General features: G+C 52.3%; 13 protein-coding genes and 1 other annotated feature. Of the genes, 3 read left to right on the top strand and 10 right to left on the bottom strand.

Annotated features, from left to right (window positions below; all coding sequences use genetic code 11):
- Positions 1 to 145 precede the first annotated feature (145 nt).
- Together ACESZP_RS02840 and ACESZP_RS02835 are read left to right on the top strand one after the other, a co-directional pair.
- Positions 146 to 871 carry an O-fucosyltransferase family protein gene (locus ACESZP_RS02840; RefSeq protein WP_499707968.1) on the top strand — a complete coding sequence of 242 codons (726 nt, stop codon included), beginning with the start codon at positions 146 to 148 and terminating at the stop codon, positions 869 to 871.
- A 37-nt stretch (positions 872 to 908) separates the two neighbouring features.
- Positions 909 to 3,461: a YfhO family protein gene (locus tag ACESZP_RS02835; RefSeq protein ID WP_499707967.1), complete on the top strand. Its 2,553-nt coding sequence runs from the start codon at positions 909 to 911 to the stop codon at positions 3,459 to 3,461.
- Here the strand turns inward: ACESZP_RS02835 and ACESZP_RS02830 are convergent.
- Positions 3,421 to 4,752 (bottom strand): sedoheptulokinase, encoded by a 1,332-nt coding sequence (locus ACESZP_RS02830; protein WP_499707966.1) that lies wholly within the window; start codon positions 4,750 to 4,752, stop codon positions 3,421 to 3,423. The two genes, ACESZP_RS02835 and ACESZP_RS02830, sit on opposite strands and share 41 nt — an antisense overlap.
- 20 nt (positions 4,753 to 4,772) lie before the next feature.
- On the opposite strand from ACESZP_RS02830, the gene ACESZP_RS02825 reads away from it, so the two are divergent.
- Positions 4,773 to 5,267: an alpha/beta fold hydrolase gene (locus ACESZP_RS02825; RefSeq protein ID WP_499707965.1), complete on the top strand. Its 495-nt coding sequence runs from the start codon at positions 4,773 to 4,775 to the stop codon at positions 5,265 to 5,267.
- A gap of 138 nt (positions 5,268 to 5,405) precedes the next feature.
- Here the strand turns inward: ACESZP_RS02825 and ACESZP_RS02820 are convergent, their stop codons facing one another.
- From ACESZP_RS02820 to ACESZP_RS02780, 9 genes are all read right to left on the bottom strand, one after another.
- Positions 5,406 to 6,215, bottom strand: coding sequence for an ABC transporter ATP-binding protein (locus tag ACESZP_RS02820; protein WP_499707964.1), 810 nt, complete (start codon positions 6,213 to 6,215; stop codon positions 5,406 to 5,408).
- The gene (locus ACESZP_RS02815; RefSeq protein WP_178038747.1) at positions 6,215 to 7,138 is read right to left on the bottom strand and encodes an ABC transporter permease subunit; all 924 of its coding nucleotides are present in this window, start codon (positions 7,136 to 7,138) and stop codon (positions 6,215 to 6,217) included. The genes ACESZP_RS02820 and ACESZP_RS02815 overlap by 1 nt, the downstream gene beginning before the upstream one ends.
- A gap of 95 nt (positions 7,139 to 7,233) precedes the next feature.
- On the bottom strand, positions 7,234 to 8,292 hold the full coding sequence (locus tag ACESZP_RS02810) for an ABC transporter substrate-binding protein (protein WP_499707963.1): 1,059 nt from the start codon (positions 8,290 to 8,292) through the stop codon (positions 7,234 to 7,236).
- Between the two features lie 261 nt (positions 8,293 to 8,553).
- Positions 8,554 to 8,812 (bottom strand) — a binding site (T-box leader).
- A gap of 127 nt (positions 8,813 to 8,939) precedes the next feature.
- Positions 8,940 to 10,010: a glycosyltransferase gene (locus tag ACESZP_RS02805; protein WP_499707962.1), complete on the bottom strand. Its 1,071-nt coding sequence runs from the start codon at positions 10,008 to 10,010 to the stop codon at positions 8,940 to 8,942.
- A complete protein-coding gene (locus ACESZP_RS02800) occupies positions 9,997 to 10,971 on the bottom strand; it encodes a glycosyltransferase family 2 protein (RefSeq protein ID WP_499707961.1) in 975 nt (324 codons plus the stop codon). Before ACESZP_RS02800 ends, ACESZP_RS02805 begins: the two co-directional genes overlap by 14 nt.
- Entirely contained in the window at positions 10,964 to 11,977 is a 1,014-nt protein-coding gene (locus ACESZP_RS02795) for a glycosyltransferase family 2 protein (RefSeq protein WP_499707960.1), read from the bottom strand. The genes ACESZP_RS02800 and ACESZP_RS02795 overlap by 8 nt, the downstream gene beginning before the upstream one ends.
- Positions 11,978 to 12,001: 24 nt before the next feature.
- Complete coding sequence (locus tag ACESZP_RS02790) at positions 12,002 to 13,528, bottom strand: lipopolysaccharide biosynthesis protein (protein WP_499707959.1); 1,527 nt, start codon at positions 13,526 to 13,528, stop codon at positions 12,002 to 12,004.
- 18 nt (positions 13,529 to 13,546) lie between these two features.
- Positions 13,547 to 16,258, bottom strand: a complete 2,712-nt coding sequence (locus ACESZP_RS02785) for a DUF2142 domain-containing protein (RefSeq protein WP_499707958.1) — start codon at positions 16,256 to 16,258, stop codon at positions 13,547 to 13,549.
- The gene (locus ACESZP_RS02780) at positions 16,248 to 16,511 is read right to left on the bottom strand and encodes an HPr family phosphocarrier protein (RefSeq protein WP_178038740.1); all 264 of its coding nucleotides are present in this window, start codon (positions 16,509 to 16,511) and stop codon (positions 16,248 to 16,250) included. Before ACESZP_RS02780 ends, ACESZP_RS02785 begins: the two co-directional genes overlap by 11 nt.
- Positions 16,512 to 16,515 lie beyond the last annotated feature (4 nt).

The raw sequence follows: 16,515 nt of genomic DNA, 5'->3' as shown, positions 1-16,515 counted from the left end.
TACCTATTACAATCGATATAAAAATGAAAGGCAACCGTAGCTGCTTCCGTCGCATGACCTGTCCGCAACTACGGCAGGGTATACTATGTTAATAATACAACCTTCCGGCGGTTTATGCAATAGGATGCGCGTGATAAATTCCGCAATGAAGCTTGCGAAGCGCAGAAAGGAAAAGCTGGTCATCCTCTGGTATCTGAATCCGGAACTGAACGCCGCCTTTGAGGATCTGTTTCAGCCAATCCTTGAGCCGGATATCACACTCATCAACATCCATTCCCTGAAGGATCCCAGGAAGCTTTATTACCAGCTTTCCGCAGGCCAGCGCTTCGGCGATGACGATATCCGCAATAACAAGACGGATGACCGCCTGAACGACGACTTTTATCGGGCATTGAAAAAGCGGGTCTATATCTTCACCTGCGAGCGCTTTGATCCGACGAAGGACTATTCCCTCTTTGTGCCCACCGACACGCTTCAGAAGCGTGTGGACACATTTACCAGAGACTTTGCGCCCCGCTGTGTAGGCGTCCATATCCGCCGCACCGACAATGCGGTTTCCATGGGAAAGAGCACCACGGAACAGTTTATTGCCGAGATGGAAAAGGAGCTGACAGCGCACCCGGAGACCCGGTTCTTCCTGGCCACCGACGACCAGAACGAGGAAGAGCTGCTTCGCAGCCGGTTCCCGGGAAAAATCATCAGCAATCAATCCCGAACCATCGACCGCAATTCCGTGGCCGGCATGCACGACGCTCTTCTGGATCTCTATTGCCTGGCCGCCAGCGACAAGATTATCGGCAGCTACTGGAGCTCCTTTACGGACACAGCTGCGGATATGCATGGCATTGAAAAAATCATCGCAGGCGAGTAGCCCGCGACCTGTATCACCCGACATCTAAGGAGATTTTATGACTCGAAAATGGATTTATCCGGTGCTTCTGACCGGTCTTTTTGCACTGCTTATACGTCTGTCGCTCCCTGCAGGCTGCGTTTACGGCTCCACCACCGACTGGCTGAGCCAGCACACTGCCCTGGCGGAGACCATCCGTACCGCCATGCTGGAACAGAAGACGCTTCTGCCCACATACCTTCCTCTGGGCGGCGGCAGCAATGGCTTTCAGTTTTCTTATTACGGGTATCTCAGACCGGACATCCTGCTCGGGTGCCTGCTGCCCGCAGTTTCTATGTACAAAATCGTCATTGCCTATGCACTGGGCGGCTATCTTTTAAGCATCCTGCTCTTTTATCTGCTGCTCCGGCGGCATAACCTGTCCGGCTTTGACTCTTTTATGGGAAGCGTCCTCTTTCTGACTGCTTCCTGTTTTTTCCATACACACCGGCAGCTGATGTTCGTGAATTACATGCCGTTCCTGCTGCTGGCCCTGCTGGCGGTAAAAAAGAGCCCCCGGCGGATGCCGGCCCTGCTGCCGCTGTGGATGCTGCTCATCTGCCTCCACAGCTTCTACTATGCACCGGCCTGCTTCGTGGTCATCGGCTGGTACTGGGCCTGGCTGTCCGGTAAATATTTTTTCCGCCCCTGGTTCGTATCCTGCGCTCTGGGCGGCTTCATGGCCTTCGCCCTGCTTCTGCCCACCGGCCTGTCCATTCTGGAACACCGGCGCGCTTCGACCTCAGGCGACGCGGGACTGGCCACCTTTTTTGAAGATTTCCAATCCCTGCTTTACAGTTCCTACGGGCTGGGCGTGACCCTTATCGTCCTGTATCTGGTAATACTGGGCGTCGCCATCCGAAAATACCGGGCTATCAGCCTGACTTTTCTTCTGCTGTTCCTCTGGGGCGGTATTTCCTATTTATTAAACGCGACCCTTTATGCCCGGGCGAAGATTCTGATGCCCTTTCTGCCGCTTTTGCTGCTCCACTGTGCGCTGATTCTGTCGGATCTGAAAAATGGGCGGGAACGCTGGCAGCTCTGGCCGTTCCCATTGCTCTTTGCCGTCATTTTCCGCTACCTGCATAAGAGCTACTGGACGCTGGTGCTGACGGATTTCATCTTTCTGCTGGCTGTAGTGTTGCTGGCTATGGCGGTCAGCGAGGAGCGGGCGGAGGCTTCCGAGGGCGTCACGCCTATGCCGGGCTCCAGGCTTCGCTACCTGCTGTCACGCCTTGCGTTCCTCTGTCTTCTGATTATGCCCTGCCTCTTTTTCCTGCGCTCGGCTTCGAAAGAAGAATTTGTCACCCAGGCCGATATGGACGCCGCCCTCGACAAACCGGCGCTGGCCCTGTATACGGACTCCCTGTACCGCTACGATTCACTGGTTCACCCGTTAGTCAATGGCAACCGGGAGGCCTCATCGGTCCGCAGCAAAAGCTCCATGTACTCGTCGGTCTACAGCAACGAATATTCTCAGGTGTACTACGACTACCTGAAAACGCCGGTGCAGATCAACAACCGACTGGCCATCCTTACCGCCAACAACCCGTTTTTGCTGAACTTCATGGGCGTCCGCTATCTGGAGACCAGCCCGTCCCATGTGCCTGCGGGCTACCGGGTGCTCTGGAAAGACGGCAAAACCGCAGTTTCGGAAAATACGTCTGTATTGCCGACAGCCTATCTGACCACCGACACCATGACCGATACCCTGTTCAACCGGATTAAAGGCTGGGAACAGGCCGAAGCCCTGACCCGTACCACTGTAATTCCGGAGTCCGAAGCTGACGCTTCCACCATTTCCGGAAAGGTTTCTACCGAAAATGCTGATGGCTGGCACACAGAAATCCGCTACTATCAACCTCTGTGGTCTTCAAAAGAGATTCCGGCCACAGTACAGCTCACCACCACGGGAGACATAAAGAACCGTTCCTACGATCTGAAGGTCAGCCGGGACAGCACCGTCACCCTGACCTTCAAGCAGCCCATCCAGGAGCAGCTCCTGCTTCTGAAATTCGATGTGGTCAACCACACCGGAAAGGCTGTCACCATCACCATCAACGGCGTGAAAAATAAGCTGTCTGCCCCCAGCGCTGCCTATCCCAACGGAAATGAAGCCTTCCAGTATCAGTTCCTGGCTTCCGCCGAGAAGGAACTTACAAAATTAAGAATCAAGCTGCCCAAAGGACATTACACCCTGAGAAATATCCGGTTCGGTCTTCTGGACGCTTCGGTCTTTCAGGAAAAAAGCTGGAATTCTGTGGAATCACTGGATACAGAGAAAAACGAAATTCTCGCCTGCCGCGCTTCGACAGACGAGGATACCTGGTTCGTTACTTCCATTCCCATGCAGAAGGGAATGACGCTTTTCGTGGACGGTGAAAAGACTGATCTGGTCACCGTCAATACCGCCTTTGCGGGCGCAAGGCTGACTGCCGGAGAGCATGAGATCCGGCTGTGCTTCGATCCGCCCGGCATGAAGGCCGGGATTTGGATCAGTATGCTGGCTGGAATTGTGTGGCTCAGCCTTCTTATCTTCCAGCACTTTCATGCAAATAAAGAGCGGCACTAAGCGCTGCTCCGGAAGCTCCCTCTTCCTGCAAATCTGTCAGGATGAGCGGAGCTTTAAACATATCAGAAATAGCTTTTTGTAAAAACAGATTCTTTCTCAGCCCATTTCCGGAACCATTGATTACTCTGGCTTCCAGTCCTGTTCCCTCATGAATCGCCTGATAAAGCTCATAATATTCCCGCGCGATTCCCTGAATCACACCCAATGTAAGATTTTCCGGCAGAAAATTATTCTCACTGATCCCCTCTATATGACCGCGCAATTCCGGATAGGTCCGCGTCCCCTGGAACAGCGTTGTCACCCGGAAACCATCCGCATCCGCAGCTGCTTTCCCGGCAAGCTCTGCCATCATAGCATAGCAGGAACATTCTTCTACTCCCAGAGCCTCCGCGCAGCTGCGAAAGAATTTTTCCAGACATGCATAAGCCCTTCCCGCGCAGAGGATAGCGCCTGTCAGAATCCAGGCTCCATGCAAAAACGGTCTGGCTTCTATTCCCTCTGTTTCAAAATGCTCATGCGAAAGTACGGAAAGCTGTCCACCCGTTCCCACATTCAGCTGCCATACCTGTTCCTGCATTCCTACGGAACCGAGAAAACTGGCCTGATTATCTCCAAGGGCCACAGTCACCGGAATTCCCTGATAGCTTCCCACTGCTTCCATCTCATTCGCCGTATCCGGAAGGATAGCCGGATCCATTTCTGCCAGACGAATCTTATCCTCACAAAAGCAACGTTGCTTTGTATCATAAAAACCTATACTGGCTGCATTAGATGCATGTACCAACGGCTTCTTCCGGCCCGTCAGCTTCATAGCGAAATAATCTGAAATGGTTCCCATGGAAACCGCGCTCTCCGGTACCTGTTTCTTCCTGCTCTGGTAGAAATGAGTCACCAGTCCAAATCCGGTAGCCGCAGGAATCCCACAATTTTTTCGAATCCAGGAAGCCGCCGTCTCTCCGTCAAACTCCCGCTGATCGCCTCTTCCATCCTCCCATGTATACAAAGGGCTTACCGCCCGTCCTTCCCGGTCTGTATACACGATACCATGCATCTGCCCGGTCAGGCCAATGGCCTCCGTCTCCGGATATGCCGCCAGAAGCTCATCCAGCACTGCCTTAGCCTTATCTGTCAGCTTTTCCGCATCCTGAATCCGTTCCCAGTCTGCGCCCTTTAAAAAGCTGCCGTTGGCAATGGTTCTGGATGTCAAAAGCTTCTGTCCGCCATGTCCGTCTGGCTCCAACACCACTGCACTGACGGTCGTCGTTCCGATATCAATTCCTATTACCTTCATCTATCACCCAGTATCTGGCGGTGCATTACCCCGAACGTGTGCGCTCCATTATCCTGACCAATACCTTCCCCAGCTGCTGTGTCAGCTTCCGGCGCGCCATCGAAATTCTGCGCGAAGCCTGCGGCCAGCTGGATGGCATCACCTTTGGCCGTCTGGGACAATGGATGATCTTTGCGCAGCCATTCCAGGAAACGGACGAGACTTATATGTTGGACTCTGAGCTGGCCGATATGGCCGCCCCCTACCCGATGCCGGGCTACGCCTATAAAGCGCAGTGCAACGCCATTCTGAGCTTTGACATTTTAAAGGAGCTTCCCAAAGTCAAAGCTCCGACCCTGATTGTCGGCGGTGACCGGGATCTCTTTGTTCCGGTTGAAGTCACCAAGACTATGTGCGACGCCATCCCGGGTGCAAAGCTTTATATGGCCCCAAACGGCGGACATGTGCAGCACTGGGAACAGCTGGAGAAATACAATCAGATAACTCTGGATTTTCTGCTTGCACAGCTTCACTAATATCTTTTTACTATGCCTCGGTTTTCCTCCCTGCGAACACCGATTGCATATAAAAATGGGAATGTCCGATCCTAATCACAAAAATCCCCGAACCGTTATGACAGAGACGGTTCGGGGATTTTGTGTTGTTCTTTTCTGCTACTGCGCTGCGTCCGAAAGCAGGATCCGGTCATTATCCAGTTCATGTCCCGCGCCTGCCTTGAAGCGGGTCAGCAGGTCTTCCACAGTCATATGTTTTCGCTCTTCGCCGCCCACATCCAGCACGATATTGCCATCGGCCATCATCAGGGTCCGGTTGCCCAGTTCCAGGGCCTGGCGCATGTTGTGGGTGATCATCATGCAGGTGATCTGTTCCTGCTCTACGATGTCTTTGGTCAGCTGTAGCACCTTCTCTGCCGTTGCCGGGTCCAGGGCTGCGGTATGCTCGTCAAGGAGCAGCAGCTTCGGCGTTACTAAGGTTGACATAAGTAGTGTCAGGGCCTGGCGCTGTCCGCCGGAGAGAAGACCCACAGGCTGCTTCATCCGGTCTTCCAGACCCATATTTAACAGGGCCAGACGCTCCCGGAACAGTTCCTTATCTTTCTTCGAAATACGGGAAAAGGCCGAGGTTCCCTTGGCACTACGCAGATACGCCAGCGCCAGATTTTCCTCAATGGTCATGCCCGGAGCCGTGCCCTTTAAGGGGTCCTGAAACAGCCGCCCGATGAAGCGGCTGCGCTTGTGCTCGGCCAGGAAGGTGATGTCCTCACCGTCCAGAATGACTGCACCGTCATCCACGTAAAACCCGCCTGCGATGGCGTTGAACAGAGTGGATTTTCCGGCTCCGTTAGAACCGATGATAGTCACGAAATCGCCATGATTCAGATGTAGAGAGAGTCCGGACAGAGCCGTCTTCGCATTGACCGTTCCCGGGTTAAAGGTTTTCGATATGTTCTGAATATCCAGCATTATGAACGGCCTCCTTTCGCTGCGTACGTCTTTTTCCGGGCACTCTTTTTCTGCTGAAATACCACCCAGTTCTTAATCGTCGGGAACGCGATAGCCAGCGCCACAATCACAGCCGTCACAAGCTTCAGTCCCTGTACCGGCATAATCTTTGTATACAGTACAATCGCGTAGATGAATCGATAGATAATGGAACCAATCACAGCCGCCAGTGCGCCTTTGACTACGCTTTTGCGACCCAGTATGGTCTCACCGATGATGAGACAGGCAAGACCGATGACCACGATTCCGGTTCCGCCGTTGATATCGGCGGTGTTCTGATACTGACCTACCATGGCTCCGGAAAGAGCCGTCAGTGCATTGGCCACGCAGAGGCCTACGGTGATCGTGAAGGTCGGATTGACGGAAGAAGCACGCACCATGTCGATGTTATCGCCGGTGGCACGGATGGAAAGGCCAAGCCGGGTGCCCAGGAACAGCACCAGCAATACGCCCGCCAGAATAACCACTGCTCCGGCCAGCAGTGCCTCATACCACTGTCCGCCGATACCGGTCTGCTGGAACAGGGTGAAAATGGTGGCTGTCTTCAGAAGGCTCACATTGGCACTCCATTTCATAACCATCAGGTTGATGGTGTAAAGTCCCATATTGGTGACAATACCGGCCAGGATGGACGGCACGCCAAGTCTCGTCTGCAAAAATGCGGTCACAAAGCCGGCACAGACGCCTGCTGCCATGGCCGTCGGAATAGCCAGAAACGGATGTCCGGCTGCCGCCATGGTGACGGACACCGCCGTGCCCAGCACGAAGCAGCCATCGGTGGTCATATCGGCGATGTCCAGTACACGGAAGCTTAAGAACAGGGCCATGGGCACCAGCGCGTACAGAAAGCCCAACTCCAGGGCTGTTTGTAAAATATGTAACACAGGAATCCCTCCAAAATAAAGATGGGCAGGACAGCCGCGTTTCTAAAAATCGCCGCTGTCCTGCTTTTTGTCTCTTCTTATTTTAAAATCTGTGATTAGTCTTCGGTAGTCTGAACCTCTACGACAGTTCCCAGGTCATTGAATACGGAGTGGTCGATGCCAAGAGTATCAGCTGTCTCTGTATTAACAGTGATGATGCCGCCCTCTGTTACATAGTAGTCTTCCAGACCGTCCATACCCTCTGTCATAGCGGTGTATGCCAGGTCAGCTGTCTGGGAACCAAGATCCGTGTAGTTCACGCCACAGGTAGCGAAAGCGCCGTTTCTTACGAAGGAGTCAGCTCCGGTGTAATGCGGGATGCCTGCCTTTGCCAGGTCCTCATAGATTGCCAGCTCTGCTGCCATGATAACATTGTCGGTCGGTGTGAAGATGGCGTCTACTTTATCAGCTACCAGCGCGGATGCTGCTGCGATAACCTCGTCGTTGGTATTGGCTGTCTGCTCGGTGTAGGAAATGCCGTTCTTATCCAGGTATGCCTTCGCGTCTGCAATCGGCTTGGTGGAGTTTGCTTCAGACAGGGAGTACAGAAGGCCTACATTCTTAATATCCGGGTTCTGGGCCAGTATCATTTCCATGATTTTGTTGGTATCCAGAGCGTCGCTGGTTCCAGTCACATAGTCAATGCCGGTCAGCTCTGCTGCCTCCGGATCGGAAATTGCTGCGAAGACAACCGGTGTCTGGGTGTCCTGGGCGCATACGGTCATAACCTGTGCTGCCAGAGTCGCAATCGGGATAATAGCGTCTACGCCGTCCGCAATGGCCTGGTCGCCAATCTGCTTCAGGGTCGTCTGGTCGTTCTGTCCGGAATAAATCTCGTAATTGATGGTCACATTATTATCTTTTGCAATCTGATCCAGCTCTGCTGCCACTGCATTTGCAATCTCATCCAGAGAAGCATGGTCAAGCTGCTTTACGATGGCTACGTTGTACTCTGCAGTATCGCCGGATGCTGCATCCGCCTCCGTCTCTGCTGCGGTGCTGTCTGCCGCGGCATCTGCGGAAGTATCGGCCTTGGATCCGCATCCTGCCATGGAAACTGTCAGTGCTGCCGCACAACCAAAAGCTACCAGTTTTTTCAGATTCATCTTCTTCATAATTTTTTCTCCATTCTTTTTTAATTTAGATGGCAGATGTGACAGTCGGCTTTGCCGGAGGCGGCTGTCTGGAGGAAAGTATCATTCGTTCTACCCCGCCAGGTAAATCCTGAGAACACTCCGTGTTCCCAGGCTCGCGGCTGTTCGCCGCATGTTTAGATGAAAATCCAAACCGGATGATGTGCAAGCACCTCCTCCGGCCCGGCTTTTCATCTGAACGCCTGGCTCATTAGGTATACGAAAAACGCCTCTGCCCCATATACATGGGACAAAAGCGTTATATACTTCTGCGATACCACCCAAATTGACATTTCCTGCGAAATGTCCACTCGCTACACGTACCATCATACGTGCCCCGATGGATAACGGGTGGGGTCCCGTCAGCTTCTACTTGACCGTTTACTCGTTCAAAGCCGCCCTCCGAAGTCCATTCACCGACTGCCTCACGCTCCGTTTCCACCCTCCGGAACTCTCTGTAGATCCACATCTGTCCGCTACTACTCTTCTTCACAGGTTTCTCTGTTTGATGTTGTTTGTATTATATGCACGTTTTTCTGGTTTGTCAATAGTTTTCTAAAAATTTGTTTTATTAGTTTAACTTATTAAAGTCTCTCCACTTGACATTCCCTCTTCCTCCGTCCTATATTCTACTGCCTCTTATACTCTCTCCCGAGATAATAATTCACCTTAAAAAACCCCAGCACCAGCCAGTAACACAGGTTATAATGCCCCGTCCGCATCAGCCACAGGTAAAGCTTGATCGACGCCGACAGCTTATCCATCGTATGCTTTTCCATGGCATCACGTACCATCACGTCCTCACAGATCCGCTTCACATTAGCGACCACATTCCGGCGCCCGGCCTTATAATTCCGATAAATCTCATTTTTCACCGCCAGCACAGCCAGTCCGAGAAAATCATTCCGAATCTGCGCCGTGAAATCATAGACGCCCTTAGCGTCGCTGATAGCCTGAAGCCGGCTGCTTAAAAGCTTCACCTTCTCAATATAAGAGCTGTCATACTGCCCCGTAATTGATTTGTTATTAATCCAGTAATGATAGGGATAAAAATTCTGCACCACGCATAGCTTCTTCGTATCCAGAAGCACCGGGAACGTAATCTGCAGATCCTCCCCCACCGCCACCTTGTCATCGCAGAACTGCACATTTGCCTGCAGAAGCGATCTCCGGAACAGCTTCGTCACCCGGGCAGGCTGCAATGTCCGTCCGAAAAAGTAGCCATCATTGATAAGCGTTGGAAATAAAGCCTCCAAGTCCGCCCGTCCATAGACTTCTTTTTTGAAATTCGAAATTTCATTTCTTTTCGGAATCTTCGGATCCTCAAAATCAAAGACCAGCCCGCAGACCGTCACATCCGCATCCTCCTGCTCGGCAAGTGTCAGCATCCGCTCATACATATCCGCGTCAATCCAGTCGTCGCTGTCCACGAAGCCCACGTACCGACCGGTCGCAAGCTCCAGTCCCGCTTTCCAGGCGGTCGTCAGGCCGCCGTTTGACTTATGATGCACCCGGATATTGGCGTGCTCCGCTGCATAAGCGTCACACATGGACCCGGAGTTGTCCGTGGAACCATCGTCCACTAAAATAATCTCCAGCTCCTTCACTGTCTGATTTAAAATACTGTCCACACAGCGCTCCAGATACTGCTCCACATTGTAGACCGGTACAATCACGCTTAATCTCTTACTGCTTTCCATTTTCATCCTTCACCTGATTCAGTAGTTTCCGATACAATCCCGGCCAGGTCAGAAACAGCCGATAGCCAATCTCCGTCCGAAGCGGGAACTTCCCATACTTCTTCACACGCCGCAGACCTTCGCGAATCAATGTCCGTATTTCCTCCTGCTGCTTTTCACTGCCCGGAAGCTGATCCCGTAAGCCAAACCAGATATCAATACTTCCATCCGCCAGCGCCTGAAGTCCCGGCACCATCAGCTCTGTATAGCCTTTTTGTTCAAAGAAATCCAGCCGCTCCGCTACCGCCGTCACCCAGTCCATCCGTTTTGGATTGAACCCCCGGGTGATACTCACCGGCGTCACGAAATAGCCGTACAGGGAGCGATCCACATAAGCTGCTTTCTTCACCTTATCGTAGATACGGTAGGTGGTCGCCTCATCCTCATGGATTCTGCCCAGCGGATACCGGATATCCTCGAATAATTCTTTTCTGTAAAGTTTATTCCACGCTACCACAAAATAAGCTCCGTCCGGCACATAGAAATTCGCCAGCATCTCCCGGCCTGTATACACGCGCGTCTCCCCGGTTCCATGCTCCGGAATTGCCTCACCGTGCACATATTCCCAGCGGCAGACACTTAAGCTGCTGCCCGTATTCACACAGGCCTGATACAGTCGCTCCAGAAAATCTGCCGCCAGATAATCGTCCGAATCCACAAAAGCCAGCCACTGACCCTGCGCCATGTCAATGCCCGCATTACGTGCCCCGGACAGACCTGCATTTTCCTGGTGAATGACCTTCACCCGGCTGTCCTGTCTGGCATACTCGTCACACATGACCGGGCAATTATCCGGCGATCCGTCGTCCACCAGAATGATTTCCATATTCGTATAGGTCTGCTCCAGCACTGAATCCACGCACCGGCACAGATATTTTTCCACTTTATAAACAGGAATAATGACTGATATTAAATCACGCATGTTCCGCTTCCTTCTCTTCTTCCTCTGCCGCCGCCCGTCTGGCCCGGACCAGCATGGCCCGCAGCTCGCACAGCTCATAGGTTAGCCGCTTCCAGCCCCGGCGCATGCAGAAATGAATCACCTGATAATCGAGAGCCCTAAGTGCCGCCACCTGCCCCGCTTCCCGCAGTTCCGCGTCCCGGCAATAGGCGTCTATGACTTCCAGCTTCTCCTTCTTCGTTTTCTCCGCATCGAAAGGAAGCCCCTCTACGTCGTCCAGCATATCCTGAATCAAACGGGCATTGATGACACCGCTCTCATCCGGATGCCCTGCCAGTTCCTGATAAAACTCGTTCGTCTCCCGCCAGATATGCTTTGCCAGCATCAGGCGATCCTCCCGCTTCTGCGACGAGAGACTTGCCCCGGTCTCATCCTGAATATAGTGGCAAAGCGGCGCTTTCACAATGGCGATTCCATCCGCCCGCCGCAGATAATCCAGATTAAACAGCAGGTCTTCCCCGAGACTTAAGGACTCGTCAAAACGTCCCGTCAGCTCCCGTTTATACAGCTTGTTCCAGGGCATATTCAGAAATCCTTCGCCGTAGAGCGCCAGAAAATTTTCCTCGCCGCTTTGTCCCGGCACCTCCGGAATCCGGACGATGTCCCGGCCCTGATAGTGATGATGAAAGCCGCAGATGGCGATATCGTCATTTCCGATGCCACCCAGAAGCTTCTCCACCATATCCTGTTCCACATAATCGTCGCTGTCCGCGAACAGCAGATAATCACCCTTCGCAGCCTCAATACCCACATTCCGGGCCGAGGACACGCCGCCATTTTCCTTATGAATCACCCGAATCCGGCTGTCCTCTTCCGCCAGCTTGTCACAGAGCTCCCCGGAACCGTCCGGCGAACCGTCGTCCACCAGGATCATCTCTGTGTCCTCTACCGTCTGCGCCAGCAGGCTTTCCACACAGCGTTTCAGCGTATCCTTACTTTTATACACAGGTACAATGATACTTACCATTTCAGTCCCTCCTCATACTGGAGCCTAATGCTTTACCAGTTTACTGCGCACCTTTTCCAGCACCATCTGCCGCTCACCTTTCCGCAGCACCACAAAAAAGTTCACAAGCAGCGCCAGGATTCCGGCCACGATGCCTACGCCAAACAGCTTGAGCCATCCGTCGATGTTGATAAATAACTCAAAGGGCAGCACCACCAGGCAAATCAGGCCGATGGACACCAGGCCCATCAGAATATCGCCGTAGAAGGTATACCATTTCACCTTCAGGCAGTGAGCCGCGTAAAGCGGCGTGAAAATCAGATTACGCAGGATTCCATAGATCATGCTGACGCCCACGATGGCATACATACCGAGATCCGTGGTCTCCAGCAACACAAAAACCGTTGCCACGGTCAGTACGCCGCTTCCCACAATGACCATGGAATTCACTTTTACCTTCTTGGTAATCAGAAATACATGGTACAGTACCTGAATGCTGGCGCTGACAAAGAGCGTACCCACATTCAGAAGAGCCAGAATATAGAGTTCTTTTGGGTCCTGGGTCTTGCCCACCCAGAGTCCGAAAAAGGTCTTACCGAATACCGTCAGGAACGCAATGGGGATACTGATAATAAATATCATAATGCGATCCGCGCTGGCGATAATCTCCAGCAGCTGTTCCTTATCTTCTTTTGCATAGGCAATCGTCATCTGTGGGTTAAAGACGCCCGCAATGGTTCCCATCAGATTCGAGATCACCTCCGGAATCTGGGTAGAGATAGAGATGGTCGTCATGGCCGCTGAGCTGACCATAATATTCGCGATAGAGGTATTCAATCCATCCAGCAGAAGCTGTCCCAGACGGGTCACCGAATTCCAGGCCCCCAGAGACACCAGTTCCCAGATCTTGCTCCAGCGAAAATCCCGAATCCGAATCTTCATATCCGGCAGCAGCCTTCTGGTAAAGGTCAGGTTCGCCACCGCCTGAATCACCGTGGAGCAGACTGACGCACAGCCCACGTAAAACAGATAGGGCTTAAAGCAAAGATAGCAGACCGACAGTACAGTCAGACGGGTCAGCTCTCCGAGAATCGTGGAAATGGAGCTGAGCTCCAGACGATCCTTACTGTAGGAAGCCACGCTGAACACGGAAGTAATGATGCTGATCAGGAAGTTCAAAAAGATAAAGAAGAACAGCATCTGGATATCCATCAGGCTGGCCGCTTCCGGGATCTGGAAAATTCTTCCTATATACATGACCACGAACAACGCTGGGAACATAAATACCACCGCCATCAGCACATTGGCGAAGAACACGGAAGAAAAATATTCCTCCGCTTCCTGCTGCTCGTTCCGGTGAATCCGGATAGTAATAAACCGGCTGGCCATGGTATTCAGGGCCGACACGATGATCTGGGCCGCCGACACGAATTTATTGGCGATATCCGTGAAACCATAGGCATTTGGAATCATCGACTCAATAATCGGCACCAGGATAAAGCCCAGAAGCATATTGACGCCAAAAGCCAGAAGCTGGGCCGTCATGTTGATCGCTACTCGTTTTTTATTCATAAAGTTCCGTTTCCTTTTTTACAATATCAATACTGCCTTGATGAGATACATCACCGTCAGCAGCTGTCCTACAAGACCCGCATACATCAGGCCCCGCTCCGCAGACCGGTTCCAGGTAAGCCGTCCATTCCGGAGCACCAGCAGAAACGCCGGCATAAACGGAATGAAATACCGTCCCTGCACACCCTCAATGGAGATATGATCCCGTGGCGTCCAGGTAAGCAGCATGCCCGCCAGAATCAGCCCTGCACAGACCGCACAGACGCAGACAATCCACCATTTCTGCCCGGTCTTCACATACTGAGGTTCGTCCTTCGTCCGCATGCAGGACAGTACCAGAAGCAGCAGAAACAGCATGGGAATCACTTCCGAAATCTCGATTTCTACCCACCCCATCTTCTGTCCCACCAGAGACATCAGATAGAAAGCACTCTTGTCCGCAATGGTATTCGCCATGATACGCACCAGCTCCAGAGGCTGTGACAGGAAATACCCGAGGGTATAACCGGCTGTGGTGGAAGAACCGACTGTAGCCGTGGCCTCTGTAGTCGTTGCTATATAATTGACTGCCACGGTGTTCTTATTTACAAAAGCCAGCATCGGCAGCAGACACAGAGCCAGAATGCAGAAATTCCGCACCCGTTTTCCGCCGAAGCGCTCCGCCGGAATCAGCAGCGCCAGCAATGCGATAGGCAGATAGATACCGCTTTTTCCGTAGATCATCACAATACTCAAGATTCCCATGACCAGAATATCCACCGGCTTCACCGGTTCTTCCCGCCAGGTCAGAGAAATGCAGCAGCAGATATACAGGAAAATCACACCGTTAATCACCGCGTCATAGGAAAAGGAGGTACACTGCTGCAGATTCATGGGCAAAATCGCCAGCAAAAACAGCGTTATCTTTCCAAAGGGCAGCTTTTTCATGCCGATATATGTCATCAGCGCGAAGAACAGAAGACTGCACCAGCGCGCCAGCAGATACATGGGCACTGTTCCCAGATGCAGAAGTCGCGCCAGCGTCATGCCAAGCACCGCCGGAAGATACAGAATCATCGGCGCTTCCGTGGTGGATGTAGCGTCCGCCTCCACCAACCGGTTGTCCCTTACGCCCCTGAAGAATCCGTCGTAAATGTTCTTATAATTCTCCAGGCTGGGCTCCGATGTAAATTCGATCTTCGTATCGTCCATCCGCTTATAGCACTTATTCTCGCCCGCCGACTCGATACCAAGCAGCGTATTGGAATGCCGGTAGGTCATGTCGATATGATAGGATTCATCCGGCGTCATATAAGGCGTAATCAGGAAATTATACAGAATGCCAAGGCAGAGAATCGTAAACAGAAATACTTTCTCTATCTTGCACTTCCGCATAAAAGCCAGGTAATAAAAGCCTGCGCACACGGCCTCCGCAAACAGAAACATGGCAAAGAAATACTTTTTCAGGAACAGATTGAAATACGTATGGGCGTTCATGCTGAGCCGGACCGCGCTCTCCGCGCCGTTTACCAGCAGGGTATTCTCTTTGTAATAACCCTTTGGCGTCACAATCACTGACAGACCGGAATCCAGAAGCGAATCCGCAAAATGCAGCTTCACCTCGTAGGTATGTCCCTTGGTATCCGTCTGGGAGTTGTCAAAAATCAGGCCCATATACTGACCGTCCAGCAATGTAGCCGCGTCGATATCCGCTGCGCAGAGCAGGCTTCCCTGATCCGCCAGATCGGTCGTCTCGCCGGAAGCTGCCGCCCCGGTCACATCATAGACCTCTGCGTGAATCAGCCCCTCTCCCGCAAAATTCTCGCCCAGATCCATCCGCACACCCAGCCCCACCAACTGTTTTTCTTCGGTGGTATAATACTGAATCAGCTCTTGTGTATCCGCTGTCACGGGCAGCAGCTCCTGATTGTCCTTCATGACTACTTCCCGATGGGTGCTGTTCATGGCCTTTCGAATCTGTACGTCATACACATACAGGAACATAAGCGCCGTAATAAAAAGCAGCAGTCCCAGCCCCAGGAGCTTTTTATGTTTCTCATAGAAGGTCTTCAGCTTTCTCCCGAAAGCAGCCGCTTTTTTCCCAAGTCCGGAATCCCGCTTTTTTGTCGCTTTTTCCTGCTTCTTCCCGGACACCAGGAAAAACATGGCTCCCAGAATCGTCAACATCAGCGTCGTGATCAGCGGTTTCTTCACATAGTGCACCTGTGTCCGGTACACCGCATTAAAAATCAGATTATTCTCCAGGATCTGTCCATCCTCGTAGGATGTTCCGGCTGTCTCCGTCTCCGTATTCAGCCAGATATAGGGTCCGTTCTTTATACCCTTTCCGGTGATGACCACCTCGACAGCCTGTCCCACCGGCTCCTGTGTAAAGTCCACACCCCAGAAACCCTCGGCACCCAGATCCTGCAAATCATAGGAAGCGCTGGCCAGAAGCTCCCGGGTCTGCGCGTCATAGGCCCCGATATCAATCCGGCCATCCGTATAGACGCCCTCGTCATCCGCCGTAAAATAAAAAGAAAGCTGGCTTAACGCCTGTGCATCTGGCAGGTATTCAAATCTCAGCTCTGTATCATCCGTTATCGCTTCTGTCTTCAGTTTTAACGAGGGCTTTCCGATACCCTCCAGCCCCCGGGATTCCAGTCTGTCATGGGGCATAGCAACAGACACGGCGAAATAGAGTATGCAGAATACTGCATACCCTATCGCCCATTTCTTCTTATTCTCCAAGACCACTCTCCACTGCTTCTACCATTGCAGCCAGCGCTTCTGTTTCATCTGCGCCCTCACAATGAAATTCAATCTCATCTCCTGATTTTACACATGCACCCAGTACGCTTAAAACACTCTTCGCATTGGCTGTTGTATTGCCAAAGGTGAAGGTTACCGCGGAGCGGAACTGCATGGCCGTCTTGCAGAGGATTCCTGCCGGACGAAGATGAAGACCTGTCGGATTTGTGATAGTTACTTTTTGACTTACCATAGAT

It is taken from the genome of Candidatus Dorea massiliensis AP6 (genome assembly GCF_964245105.1).
GTDB classification, from domain to species: Bacteria; Bacillota; Clostridia; order Lachnospirales; family Lachnospiraceae; genus Laedolimicola; species Laedolimicola intestinihominis.
Note: the sequence above shows the minus strand (reverse complement) of the source record. Positions and strands in the feature narration are given on the sequence as shown.